The sequence below is a fragment of the Paenibacillus sp. 2RAB27 genome, assembly GCF_052115445.1.
In the GTDB taxonomy this organism is placed as follows: domain Bacteria; phylum Bacillota; class Bacilli; order Paenibacillales; family NBRC-103111; genus Paenibacillus_E.
This window is the reverse complement of the sequence record NZ_JBFRGR010000050.1, coordinates 1-12,925: the sequence shown is the minus strand read 5'-3', so window position 1 is coordinate 12,925 and position 12,925 is coordinate 1. Positions and strand designations below refer to the sequence as shown.

Genomic DNA, 12,925 nt, shown 5'->3' with positions numbered 1-12,925 from the left:
TGGAGGTACATACTTTTGAAAACGAATTCTACAATCCCCTTAAAAGTAATCTCGGCTATGCTGGCCTTAACCGTCAGTCTCCCGACCATCTCAAGTGCTGCGTCAAATCAGACGCTGGTGGTTACTCCGGCTTCACATGTCCAAATTGCTGCTGACCGTTCAGCGCAAATCGTACCCTTACGTGCAGTTGTCGAAAATCTCGGTGGAGAAGTGTTGTGGGACGAAACCAGCTCGTCTGTAAGCGTCAAGTATCTCGGACATGCATTATCCTTGAAAATCGGGAGCAATGAAGCCGTAATCGACGGCAAGGCGATTACATTGCAGTCGGCGGCGCAGCTCGTAGAAGAACGCACCAATTTTCCGCTTCGTGCTCTCAATGAAGCACTCGGTACCACAATCGGTTGGGATGACCAAGCCCAAGCCATCATCTTTGACAAAACGGATCTCACCGGCAAAGCGACAGCTTTTATTGCCTCCGCTTTGGGCTCATCGCCAAACAGTTCGACGCAGTTTTTTAGCGCCAATCTTGGGTCAGTTGCTACGGTGGAGAGTATCAAACAATTTTTCGGATACGCAACAGGTCAACTTGGAAGATTTAAAGGTGTAACCAAACTCACGTCCGACAAAACCATTGTACACGAAAATGTGAGGCTCACACTCACTTTTGAAAAAAGCGAAATACCGTTCGTCCTCAGATTTAATCATGGAGGAGAGATCGATGACTTTTTGCTCGATTCTTCCGCAGCAATGAAGCTAGAAGGTTACAAACTGCCGAGCTATGCGAATTCGGAAACATATAACGAAAAGGAAGTTATGATCGGTGAAGGTCGCTGGGCTTTACCTGGCACACTGACGCTGCCAACAGGAAAAGGTCCGCATCCCGTAGTTGTGCTCGTACACGGATCGGGGCCGAATGACCGCGACGAGTGGCTTGGCGCGCTGAAGCCGTTCAGCGATCTAGCAGTAGGCTTGGCTTCACAAGGTATTGCCGTTCTGCGTTACGAAAAACGCAGCCTTGAATATCCGGCGCAGCTCAGTCTTTTGCCATATATGACGATGAAAGAAGAAGCGCTCGACGATGCGCTTACCGCCGTCAAACAAATGAGCAACACCGAAGGCATCGATCCTAAACAGATTTACGTACTCGGACACAGCCAAGGAGGTTTCATGATGCCGCGTCTTGTGGAAGCAGATAAAGATAAGCAAATTGCAGGAACTGTGCTAATGTCAGCGCCAGGTGGCTCCTTTTTCGACTTATTGGAAAAGCAATTTTCTTATCTCGTAGATCTGAAACAGATGCCTCCCCAATCGTTGGACTTTTATAAAAAGCAGTTTGCTATCTTGAAGGACCCTAACTTGTCCACGGCCAACCCTCCGAAAGAATATTCACTCGGATATTGGTTTATGGACCTACGCGGCTATGAGCCCGCTGAAAAGGCGAAGACTCAGACAGGAAAAATGCTCGTCCTACAGGGAGGGCGCGATTATCAAGTCATGCCAGATCAGCTTGATATCTGGAAGAACAACTTGAAAGATCGGAAAGACGTTACTTATCACCTGTACCCAAAACTCAATCACTTCTATACCGAAGGCGAGGGAGCCATGAGCACGCCTCAGGAGTACCTCAAGCAGGGTAACATCCCGTCCGAAGTCATCAATGACATCGGCAATTGGGTTAAAAACAAATAAGTTTGCAGAAAAGTAAATGGAGTACTAACAAATAAAACACGCGGATTCAATGATATGGCCTCTCTGTTAAGGACACTTTTAAAAAACTAATTTATGCCTAAGCAGATAACCATAGATGATTTCGATCATTGTTACGAAATTTACTAACTGGGAACTATAGCGTAATTATCCATCAAGTCAGCGGCTGCCGAGTAATCCGGCAGCCTTTATCAATATTATGAAGTCTAGTCTTTTTAGGGAGTGTTAGTATGCTTAGTTATAAGAACACAACAATGGAAAATTCAATCAGTGGAATTGATACAGCTGTTCTATCAGTAGGGGCAACCGAACAGTGTGGACCGTATTTGCCAATGCATTTAGATACGCTTATGGTGGGTTATTGTCCGTTTTTACAGCTATGTGGATTTGTCCTGTAAAAATCAACATCAAAATGTCACATTGCCAAAAAGAAAAACTTGAAACTCACTTGGATTAACGCTATTATAGACTCATAAAGTCTTTAATGGAGGCATGTTTATGAAATATTCACAGGCGACCGACTATGCCCTTCATGCGATGTTATATTTAGTAAACTTCGGGCCTGACAAACCTGTTGGTGTGCAAATGCTTGCCGAGAAGCTTAATGTTTCTCAGACTTATCTATCCAAGTTGATGACGAAGCTTGTCAAAGCTGGTTTGATCCAGTCTTCACCTGGAGCTAACGGTGGATATCGCATCAAGCAGAATCAGCAGGACATCTCCTTTCTCGATATCATTCGTGCCATTGAAGGTACCGCGTCTTTGTTCGAATGCAGTTTTAATCATGGAAACGGATGTCAGATCCAGCAGGTTGTGATGGACGCTGAACGACAATTGGAACAGTATTTGGCAAGTAAGAAGATCGCAGATTTGGTAAGCATGCATATGACGGAATAGGATCCGTCCTTTTTTTTAAGTTTATTATGGATATTAAGAGTCTATTAAGTCTCTAATAAAAAACGAGCGAGAGGAAGATCAAGATGATAAAGACTATGAACTATGATTGTGTGATTATCGGTGGAGGTCCTGCAGGTCTGAACGCAGCTTTAGTATTAGGAAGGGCAAGAAAGAATGTGCTAGTTATTGATGAGCAGCGACCTCGTAACAGGGTTACTCGCGAATCACATGGTTTCCTTACACGTGATGGTATTGAACCAAGCGAGTTCCGGCAGATAGCCATTGAACAGATTCGCGCATATCCATCCGTCGATTTTGTGTCCGATACAGGAGTGTCGATAACAGGAAAGGATGGCGATTTTCAAGTCACGACAGCTCAGAGGGAGAGGTACCAAGGTAAAAAGGTGCTTTTTGCAATAGGTAAAAAAGACGTTCCCTTGGATATTAACGGTTTGACTGAGGTATACGGCAAGAGCGCTTTTGTTTGTCCGTATTGTGATGGTTGGGAACTACGGGATCAGCCACTTGTGCTCATCGTGAATGGAGCCAAGGCGCTTCACCTTGCGAAAATGATCTCCGGTTGGACAAGTCGGTACACGTTATGCACGAACGGACCTGATGGGATGTCAGATACTGAAAAAGAGGAACTCAAGCAACATAACGTACCAATCTATGATTCACCGATTCGTTCCATTGTTTCGAAAGAGGGCCAGGTTCAACAGGTTGAGCTAGTGGACGGAACCCAAGTTCCTTGTACGGGAATATTCTTTGCTCCGAAACTGGTGATTGGATCAGATCTGCCGCAAACAATAGGCTGTGCGATGACGGAAGCGGGAACGGTCGTCGTAGATCAATTCGGTAAAACGAATGTTGCAGGTGTATATAGTGCCGGAGATGCTGCATCAGAGATGTATCAAGTCATTGCTGCTGCTTCCTTAGGTGCGTTAGCTGGCATGAGCATAAACGGCGAACTGCTAATGGAGAATTGGCATCAAGTGAGTTTACAGTAAATAGGCAAGAAAGAATGGAGATGGTCTCATTTGAAGGATAATTTTACAATGAATTCGGAAATGGCTCAAGTGTATGAAACGAACGCGCGAGTATCAATACCTACGTATGACGCGTTATTCGGGATGGTTCAATCCTATTTCCGAGCTGAATTAAGCAGAGAAGGCGCTTCGGTGCTGGTCATCGGTGCAGGAGGAGGAAACGAACTATCCGCATGGGGACCGACTAACCCGGAATGGACTTTCACGGGAGTGGACATTTCAGAAGAAATGCTTAAGATTGCACAACATAAAACAAACCAACTTGGCCTGTCTAATCGTGTGAAACTGATTCATGGAACGATTAACGATTTGMCCGAGGATACCGCGGTATACGATGCGGCTAGTTGCATATTGGTTCTTCACTTCATCGATAATGTGCAAGAGAAGCTGGATCTGATCAGAACCATTCATTCGCATTTGAAACCAGGAGCTCCATTTGTACTCGTTAGTGCCTATGGGGATCGCGATAGTACCGAACTAAAGGACAGATTACATGTTTGGGGAAGCTTTTGGTTGGATGTAGGGAGAGCACCTTCCAAAGTCAACGAGATGGTCAATACAGGTATTATGAAAATTTCATTCTTGCCTGWAAAGCAAATCGAAGGGTTACTGCAAGAATCCGGCTTTACGAATATAACGAAGTTCTTTGTAACTGGACTTTTTGGKGGATGGATTTGTCATGCAGGAAGTAATGGAGTAGGCATCGAATCTGAAGTGTAGTTGGAATTCATACTACGCTCTGGATAAAAGGAGATAAAACGATGAAGGCTCAGAAAATACGCCCATTTGTTCCGTCAGGCGAGGATTTCGCCCTTGCTGTACAGTTTTATTCGGACCTCGGATTTGAAAAAATATTTTCAAATCATCAGGGTGCCATTTTCAAAGTTGACGAGACGGAATTTCATTTACAGAACTATCATAACGTAGAATTACAACAAAACTATATGTTAGAAATGTGTGTACAGGACATAGACGCGTGGTGGACGCATATCCAAAACACCGAGGTCGTCAGTAAATATCAAGTTCGAGCGACTCCGCCTAAGATGCAACCTTATGGAAAGCGAGCCATTCATCTGATTGACCCCGCGGGTGTTCTCTGGCATTTCACTGAATAAGAATTGGATATGGAGGAGAAATCATTGCACATTCGAGTTCTGGATGAACATGATGCAAGGATGTATCAAGAATTAAGATTGACTGCGCTGCAAAACAGTCCTGAAGCATTTGGATCAACGTATGAACGAGAAGTTCAATTTACGATGGAAATGGTAGCTGATCGTATTAAGCCCAAGAAGGATACGTTTGTACTTGGTGCATTTGATGATCGTGGTACGCTTATTGGTTCCGTATCTTTTGTAAGAGAGAGCAGTTTGAAGACAGCGCATAAAGGTAATGTTTATGGGATGTATGTGGCTTTGAATCAGCAAGGTCAAGGTTTGGGGAAAAGGTTAATGGTTGAACTTATTCGGATAGCTAGTGAATGCGATGGCGTTGAGCAAATCAACCTAGCGGTCATGTCACATAATGAAGCAGCGAAGAAGTTGTATGTCTCTCTTGGGTTTAAGGTTTATGGTGTGGAACATCATGCACTGAAATATAAGGGTACGTATTATGATGAGGATTTGATGGTTCGGAGATTGAATGAAGAGGTATAGTGCATAGAGTGAATAGCGTATTTGTCGACTCGAGTTTAGATGTATTTACTACAGCTAATTTGCTCCGATCTGACGTGTTTCGATGATTAGATGGAAAAAGTACATTTAATTTATATGATTTTTGAAGAATCGAGCAAATGGAAGGAATTTAACTACAGGAAATACAGTTAAACCTTAAATTTCGAGAGATCTGCTTCAAATAGATGGAGAAAATCCAGTTAAATTGCGTCGGGAAGCAGGCTGATTTCTCATCGGTCATTAACGAAAAAAAGAGGCTGTTTCAAAAGTCTACATTGACTTTCGAGACAGCCTTTTCATGCTGATTTATTCTGACGTAGGGGTAGATTGAACGAATTGATTAGAAAACATCCGGGAATACGTTCCCTTTTGACTCATTAATGTGTTGTGATTGCCTTGCTCGGCGATTTTACCTTGATCGATAACCATAATCGTATCCGCATTCCGAATCGTATTCAGTCGGTGAGCAATAATGAAGCTCGTACGCCCATTCATGATGGAGAGGAGTGCTTCCTGAATATGAAGCTCTGTTCGCGTATCAATGCTGCTCGTTGCCTCATCCAGGATAAGAATAGAAGGGTCGGCGAGAATAACACGAGCTATCGCAAGCAACTGCCGCTGGCCTTGACTTAAGTTTCCGCCATTTTCAGAGAGCGGCGTATCATAGCGCTTAGGCAGTCGACTAATGAAGGTGTCGGCATTTGCCAGTTTAGCAGCTGCGATCACGTCCGCATCCGTTGCTTCAGGGTTGCCGTATTTGATGTTTTCTTTAATCGTGCCGGAGAATAAATACGTATCCTGCAGCACAATGCCAAAACTACGGCGAAGACTGCTGCGGGTATAGGATTTGATATCCCTACCATCGATCAAGATCGTACCGCTTGTCGAATCATAGAAGCGAGTTACAAGATTCACGATTGTCGTTTTGCCCGCACCTGTGGGTCCTACCAGAGCTAGGCTGCTGCCTGCCGCTGTCTCGAAGCTGACCTCTTTAATAATCAGTCTATCCGGCCGATAACCAAAGGTTACATTTTCAAAGGTAACGTGACCAATCGGTTTCTCCAGATCTACGGCTCCTGGTTCATCCTCAGCCTCTTCCGCTTCATCCAACACTTCAAATGCACGTTCTGCTCCTGCTACACCGGATTGCAGCACATTATAAGTGTTCGCAATCTCATTGAGTGGTCTTACGAATTGGCGCGAATAGCTTAGGAAGCTCGCAATGACACCGACAGTAATATGACCTTTGACGGCCAAAATACCGCCGACGATGGCAACGGAAGAGAAGCCGACATTGTTGATGACACCAAGGATAGGCATCAGAAAACCAGACCAGATTTGCGCTTTTAGTCCAACCTCATACAATCGACCATTTACGTTGTTGAACTCCTGGATTGCTTTCTGCTCACGATTGAATGCTTTAACGACAAGGAGGCCGGAGATCGTTTCTTCAATATGACCGTTCAACTTGCCAAGCTGTGCCTGTTGCTCTTTGAATAACACGCTAGTACGTTTGGTAATTGTTTTGGCCAGCAAGAACACAAGTGGAACCGTAATGAGCGTAGCTAGCGTCAGGGTTGGACTTAAAATAAGCATCATGATAAAAGAACCAACTATAGCAATAGATCCTGTCATCAATTGTGTAGTTGCTTGCGAGATGGAGTTGCTTACATTGTCGATATCGTTCGATAGTCGGCTCATGACATCGCCATGGCTGCGTCCGTCAAAATAAGCAAGGGGCAGCTTCTGCAGCTTTGCAAACATCGTTTGGCGAAGTCTCCGCACGACACGTTGTGCCAGCCCAGCCATAACCCAGCTTTGCATAAAGGTAAGTCCGCCATCAGCAATGTAAGTGGCAATCAGAACAATCATCACCACGTCGAGAACGCTATAATCTACTACGCCTCCGGCCATGGTATCAACGGCGACACCAATGAGATAGGGCCCAGCTAAGGTTAGAGCAGCATCTGCTAGAATAAACAGGAAGACGATGGTCAACCACTTTCGTTCTGTACCCATATAGGACCAGAGGCGGCGCATGGTATTTTTAAAATTTTTGGGCTTCACAGCAGGAGCACGCCCTCCGCGACCCAGTGGTCCGGTGATCATCGGTACGTCAGGTGCTTGTTGTCGCGAACTATCATTCGGCTTTGACATGATGTGGCAGCTCCTTTCCGAATTGGGAGTGACATATTTCCATATAGATACGGCAACTGGTCATTAGCATCTCATGTGTGCCGATGCCCACGATTTCACCATAGTCCATAACGACGATCTTATCTGCATCCATGACGGAAGAAATTCGCTGTGCAATAATCAAACAAGTCACGCCTGAGGCAAATTCCTTGAGCGATTGTTTGATTTTCGTCTCAGTTGCAGTATCTAATGCACTTGTGCAATCATCGAGTATCAGAATGTCAGGTTTACGAATTAGTGCGCGAGCGATGGATAACCGCTGTTTCTGTCCACCGGACAAGTTCACACCCTTTTGACCCAGCCTCGTTTCATAGCCTTCAGGAAATGCTGCAACGAAGCCATGTGCTTCTGCCATAATTGCAGCTTGTTCAACTTCTTCATGTGTAGCATGCTCATGGCCCCAACGCAAATTCTCTTCAATCGTGCCGCTAAAAAGAATGGTGTTCTGAGGTACGATTGCAATGCGATCTCGCAGCTTGGAAGGCTCCAATTCGCGTATATCCACACCGTCAACACGGATCGAGCCTGAACTCGCATCATAGAAGCGGGGGACGAGACTCACAAGGCTGCTTTTACCAGACCCCGTGGAGCCGATGATACCAATTGTTTCTCCTGGGAGGCATGTCAAGTTGATCTGTTTCAAAATAGGTTCACCAACAGCTCCATCATAGGAAAATGATACATCCGTGAATTCGATTCGGCCTCGAGGACGCTGAGCAGGCAGGGCAGCGGTATCGTTCCATGTCATTTCATTGATTTGACTGAAAACTTCACCGATCCGTGTAGCGGAGGCTTTGGCCCGAACGAACATATTAAATACCATCGAAATCGTCAGCAAGGCAAACAAAATTTGCGTCATATAATTGACGAACGCTACGATATGACCAACTTGCATCTGATGTTGATTAACCCGCCAGGCACCTAGCCAAAGCACGGCAACAATGCCAAAATTGACTGTCAGTAGGATGGAGGGGTTAAAAATCGCAAGCAGTCTTGTCACCTGAATCGACTTGTCCTGATAATCGATATTGGCTTTCTGAAACTTCCCGGCTTCATGATCAAACCGATTAAATGCTTTCACAACACGTATGCCGGACAAATATTCTCTTATCACGCGGTTGACGTTGTCCAGTGCTTTTTGCACATTAACGTACCTAGCAAAACCCACCTTCAAATTCAATGCCACGAGCACACCAACGAGCGGTACCACAATAAGTAAGACAACAGCCAGATGCATATTCAGCCTTATTGCCATAATTAAACTACCAATACATAAGATAGGTGCTTTCACAAAAATGCGCATGAGACCATTCACAAAATTTTGCACCAGCGTCACATCATTCGTTAATCGTGTAATTAAGGAGGCGCGCTCGAATCGCTCGATATTGGTGAAAGAAAGCGATTGTATCTTTTCAAATAAATCCGCTCTAAGTTCTGTGCCGAATTTCTGGGAAACATGGCTGGCGACAATATTCCGAGTAGAAGCAGCGACGGCTCCGAACGCCGTGATGAGCAGCATCAAACCACCCATGCGCAGCACATAATCAAGCCGTTTCTCCGCAACGCCAACGTCCAGAATGTGGGACATAATTGTTGGTTGCATTAAATCCGCAAGCGCTTCCAGCATGACGAAAAACACAGCCACTAGAAACAATTTCCAGTGCTTCCTGATATATTTCTTCATAAAATTCATTGGTGCACACGCTCCTCTTTCCGCAGTCCATAGTCATCCTTAGTTACTAGCCATTTTATAACGGAAGCTATTTCACGTGCAAGACAAGGTTAACGATATCCACATGATAAATCAGAGGTAGGATTGGTATAATGCGGTAATTTTAGATAGAATATAGTTAATTCTAGTACGCTATATCGATAGTGAGGTGTTGAATTTGGACATGGTTGAAATACCAGCGGGAGAAGTCGAGTTAAGAGACGATCGTAGAAAAATCAAATGGACAGCTGAAATACGACCGTTCCTTCTTGCTCGCTATCCTGTAACTGTAAGCCAATATGAGGCGATTTCTAAGCAATCCCCCCTTACAAGTGACGAGGATCTTAGGCCGGTTGTTAATATATCTTGGCATGAGGCCATATCTTTCTGTAACTTACTTTCGCAGAAAGAAGGACTGAAGGCGTGTTACGCGGTCAGTTCCGATGGTGAACAAGTGATTTGTGATTGGGAATCAAACGGGTATAGACTTCCTACTGAAGCTGAATGGCAATATGCCTGTAAAGCAGGGACGACTGGTTATACTTACGGTGAGCTAAATAAGATTGCCTGGTATGAAGATAATTCAGAGGGCAAAGTCCATGAAGTAGGAACAAGGGAACCGAATCCATGGGGTTTGTACGATATGCTGGGAAATGTTTGGGAATGGTGTTGGGATGTGTACGATGAAAAAGTATACGGCTCCTATCGCATTTTTCGTGGTGGCAGCTGGGCTGAAGAGGAACGAGGTTGCGGGACAACCTGTCGTCGTCGTAGTCATCCAACATTTCGCATAGATGATCTTGGATTTCGTGTTGCAAAATCTTTATAAATAATCATACAAATTCGAATTTGGAAGGTTGTGACTACCATGAGTCAAGCGTTAATTGCTGCGGTTGAGCAGAATGATTTGGCAGAATTACAACAACTTCTGGAACAAGGGGTTGACTTAAATGAGCGAGACCACAGAGGTAGGACGGCTATCATGGCGGCAACGCATGCCAACAATCCTATAATAGTAAAGTTATTGATCGAAGCCGGGGCAGATATCAATTTGAAAGATGCGATGCAGGATAATCCATTTCTATACGCAGGTGCCGAAGGACGTCTTCAAATATTGAAGCTACTTATCGAGGCTGGGGCCGACACGAAACTGACGAATCGTTACGGAGGGAATGCCMTTATACCAGCAGCAGAAAAAGGCCATGTTGAAAATGTAAGAGAGTTGCTTTCAACGACAGATGTGGATGTTAACCACATTAACAATCTAGGTTGGACTGCATTACTTGAAGTAACAATATTGAGCAATGGTGGTCCTAAGCATCAGCAAATTGCCAAACTGCTMATCGACCATGGTGCGAACGTAAATATTGCGGATCGGGATGGCGTTACGCCGCTTCAACATGCGAAGCGAAATGGCTTTCCAGAAATTGAACAAATACTGATAAATGCAGGAGCGCAATAATAATGAATCACGAACCGAACCCCTTTCGAATTCCGTGAGAGGAAAAGTATAGCGGGAACAGAGCCGTCCAAGGTTAAGTAAAGTTGGACAGTCAGTAAAATTTTCAAAAAAGTAGTACAATTGAACTTAGCATTACACGATGAACAAGAAAGGTGCTCTTTCATGGTAAGTAGTAGAATGAGTATTTCGGTTGATGAATTTTATGGGAAAGCCAAAAGGTGGAAGGATGAATTCGGGGAATTAAGAAAAATTATTCAGGCGTGTCAACTAAACGAAGAAGTGAAGTGGGGCTGTCCATGTTACACGTTTCAGAATAAAAACATCGTATTAGTACATGGATTTAAAGACTATTGTGCGGTTCTGTTTTTCAAAGGTTCTTTGTTACAGGATGCCAATGGTGTTCTCATTCAGCAAACGGAGAATGTCCAGGCGGGGCGCCAGATGCGATTCACGAATGTTCGTGAAGTTGCTGCAATGGAATCAATTCTGAAAGCCTATATCTATGAAGCGCTTGAAGTTGAAAAAGCCGGCATCGAAGTTAATTTCAAGAAAAGTACCGAATACAAAATACCTGAAGAACTACATAGTAAATTTGAAGAAATGCCTGTTTTGAAAAGTGCTTTCGAAGCGTTGACACCTGGACGGCAAAGAGCCTACTTACTTCATTTTTCGGAACCAAAGCAATCGAAAACCCGGGTTTCCAGAATTGAAAAATATGAGCAGCACATTCTCGAAGGCAAGGGATTGCAAGATTAGCCTGTCACACGGTATTACTTTCCGACATTTTCGCATATGATTCGTTATGAACCGAATAACTTATTGGGCTGGGGAGTGGAAGGCAAATGTCATTTTTTGATAAAGTTAAGCAAGGGGCATCGGAAGCGGCGAAAAAAGCACAACAAACCGTGGAAATAACGAAATTCAAAACGCAAGTTTCATTGAAAGAGAGAGAAATTGATAAAATTTACAAAATTATCGGCGAATCGGTGTACACATCCTATCTATCTGGAGATTACACACAGGTGGAAGCCAATGTTTCGGAGTATTGCCAAGGTATCGCACAAATCAATCAAGAGATTAGTGAGCTTGAGCAGAAAATTGCCGAGGTTCGGAATGAAAAAGAATGCACATGTGGTAAAGTTGTTGCGGCTGACACCAAGTTCTGTTCGTCATGTGGCCATCATTTTGTCTAAGTTGCTGGATAGTAAGGAGATAGAGCAGTTTTCACGGAGAACGTATCTGTGGGAACTGCTTTTATTTTTGGTTGGTCATCTTCCTATGCTATGATAATGAAAAATAGGAAAGTAATGGAGGCATGGAACATGGCTAATGAGCTTCATCAAGATCCGATGGTTAAAGTTGAAATGCTGATTCGAAAACCTATTCAAGAGGTGTTCGACGCTTTTATCGATCCTGAGATGACGTCGAATTTTTGGTTTACCCACGGCACCGGCAGATTAGAGGCTGGATCACAGGTGCAATGGCATTGGGCTATGTATGGGGCAACCGCAGATGTCGATGTCAAAGAAATTGAAGTCAACAAACGAATTTTGCTGGATTGGGGTACATTGGTCGAGTGGACCTTTACGGCTCAAGCAGATAACGAAACTTTCGTGACCATCACTGACTCGGGTTTCAAAGGAAGTCCGGATGAAAAAGTGAAACAAGCGCTGAATTCAACCGAAGGATTTACGATCGTTTTATGCGGATTGAAAGCGTATCTGGAACATGGCATCCGCTTGAATCTTGTTTCGGACAAGGCTCCATACGCACATATTTCCTGATTTTCGCTTGGTAAGAAGCACGTATATGAAAGTCATTCGTAAGACGAATCGCATGTCATTCGTTCAATTTTGGGAGGACAATATCCATATGGTGCTTCGAAATACGGCGATGGAAGTGTAGGATTGGACRAGCATTTAGCAGGTATTGGGCCAGATAGTAGCTGATTGATAGGATTAGATGTATTTTGTACAGCTAATTTTGCTGGAAACAGTGAAATTTACCATTTAGATGGAAAAACTCCAGTTAAATTTAACCAATTACTCAGAAAGCGAGAAAATGGTTGAAAATAGCTGGAGTTTTTCAGACTGTCGAGAAAGTCTCGACAGTCTTTATTATTTTCTTTTTAGTTCATCACATTACCGCGTTAATTTGGTATAATATAAGTATACTCTTGAAAGTGGTGAACCTCATGCTTCGCTCTAAACCGAATGACCCTCAATTAGAC

The 12,925-nt window shown here is 44.0% G+C and carries 13 protein-coding genes; 11 read left to right on the top strand and 2 right to left on the bottom strand.

The annotated features are described in order from the left end of the window. Positions 1–15 precede the first annotated feature (15 nt). The 6 genes from AB4114_RS32955 to AB4114_RS32930 all read left to right on the top strand — a co-directional run bounded on the left by AB4114_RS32955 (position 16) and on the right by AB4114_RS32930 (position 5,308). Positions 16–1,689 (top strand): alpha/beta hydrolase family protein, encoded by a 1,674-nt coding sequence (locus AB4114_RS32955; protein WP_441992204.1) that lies wholly within the window; start codon positions 16–18, stop codon positions 1,687–1,689. A 516-nt stretch (positions 1,690–2,205) separates the two neighbouring features. Next, positions 2,206–2,604, top strand: a complete 399-nt coding sequence (locus AB4114_RS32950; RefSeq protein ID WP_441992203.1) for an RrF2 family transcriptional regulator — start codon at positions 2,206–2,208, stop codon at positions 2,602–2,604. A gap of 83 nt (positions 2,605–2,687) precedes the next feature. Continuing rightward, the gene (locus AB4114_RS32945) at positions 2,688–3,614 is read left to right on the top strand and encodes an NAD(P)/FAD-dependent oxidoreductase (protein ID WP_441992202.1); all 927 of its coding nucleotides are present in this window, start codon (positions 2,688–2,690) and stop codon (positions 3,612–3,614) included. 30 nt (positions 3,615–3,644) lie between these two features. Next, positions 3,645–4,373, top strand: a complete 729-nt coding sequence (locus AB4114_RS32940; protein WP_441992201.1) for a class I SAM-dependent methyltransferase — start codon at positions 3,645–3,647, stop codon at positions 4,371–4,373. Between the two features lie 41 nt (positions 4,374–4,414). Then, entirely contained in the window at positions 4,415–4,768 is a 354-nt protein-coding gene (locus AB4114_RS32935; protein WP_441992200.1) for a hypothetical protein, read from the top strand. 24 nt (positions 4,769–4,792) lie between these two features. Next, positions 4,793–5,308, top strand: a complete 516-nt coding sequence (locus tag AB4114_RS32930; RefSeq protein WP_441992199.1) for a GNAT family N-acetyltransferase — start codon at positions 4,793–4,795, stop codon at positions 5,306–5,308. A gap of 324 nt (positions 5,309–5,632) precedes the next feature. Here AB4114_RS32930 and AB4114_RS32925 read toward each other — a convergent pair whose 3' ends face one another. Both AB4114_RS32925 and AB4114_RS32920 read right to left on the bottom strand, forming a co-directional pair. Beyond that, positions 5,633–7,483 carry an ABC transporter ATP-binding protein gene (locus AB4114_RS32925; RefSeq protein WP_441992198.1) on the bottom strand — a complete coding sequence of 617 codons (1,851 nt, stop codon included), beginning with the start codon at positions 7,481–7,483 and terminating at the stop codon, positions 5,633–5,635. After that, positions 7,467–9,215, bottom strand: a complete 1,749-nt coding sequence (locus AB4114_RS32920) for an ABC transporter ATP-binding protein (RefSeq protein ID WP_441992197.1) — start codon at positions 9,213–9,215, stop codon at positions 7,467–7,469. The genes AB4114_RS32925 and AB4114_RS32920 overlap by 17 nt, the downstream gene beginning before the upstream one ends. A gap of 202 nt (positions 9,216–9,417) precedes the next feature. Here AB4114_RS32920 and AB4114_RS32915 point away from each other — a divergent pair, with 202 nt between their 5' ends. The 5 genes from AB4114_RS32915 to AB4114_RS32895 all read left to right on the top strand — a co-directional run bounded on the left by AB4114_RS32915 (position 9,418) and on the right by AB4114_RS32895 (position 12,479). Further along, positions 9,418–10,062 (top strand): formylglycine-generating enzyme family protein, encoded by a 645-nt coding sequence (locus tag AB4114_RS32915; protein WP_441992196.1) that lies wholly within the window; start codon positions 9,418–9,420, stop codon positions 10,060–10,062. A gap of 39 nt (positions 10,063–10,101) precedes the next feature. Continuing rightward, positions 10,102–10,695: an ankyrin repeat domain-containing protein gene (locus AB4114_RS32910; RefSeq protein ID WP_441992195.1), complete on the top strand. Its 594-nt coding sequence runs from the start codon at positions 10,102–10,104 to the stop codon at positions 10,693–10,695. Between the two features lie 162 nt (positions 10,696–10,857). Beyond that, on the top strand, positions 10,858–11,451 hold the full coding sequence (locus AB4114_RS32905) for a YdeI/OmpD-associated family protein (RefSeq protein WP_441992194.1): 594 nt from the start codon (positions 10,858–10,860) through the stop codon (positions 11,449–11,451). Positions 11,452–11,537: 86 nt separating this feature from the next. After that, on the top strand, positions 11,538–11,888 hold the full coding sequence (locus tag AB4114_RS32900; protein ID WP_056621408.1) for a hypothetical protein: 351 nt from the start codon (positions 11,538–11,540) through the stop codon (positions 11,886–11,888). A gap of 129 nt (positions 11,889–12,017) precedes the next feature. Further along, the gene (locus tag AB4114_RS32895; protein ID WP_441992193.1) at positions 12,018–12,479 is read left to right on the top strand and encodes an SRPBCC family protein; all 462 of its coding nucleotides are present in this window, start codon (positions 12,018–12,020) and stop codon (positions 12,477–12,479) included. Positions 12,480–12,925 lie beyond the last annotated feature (446 nt).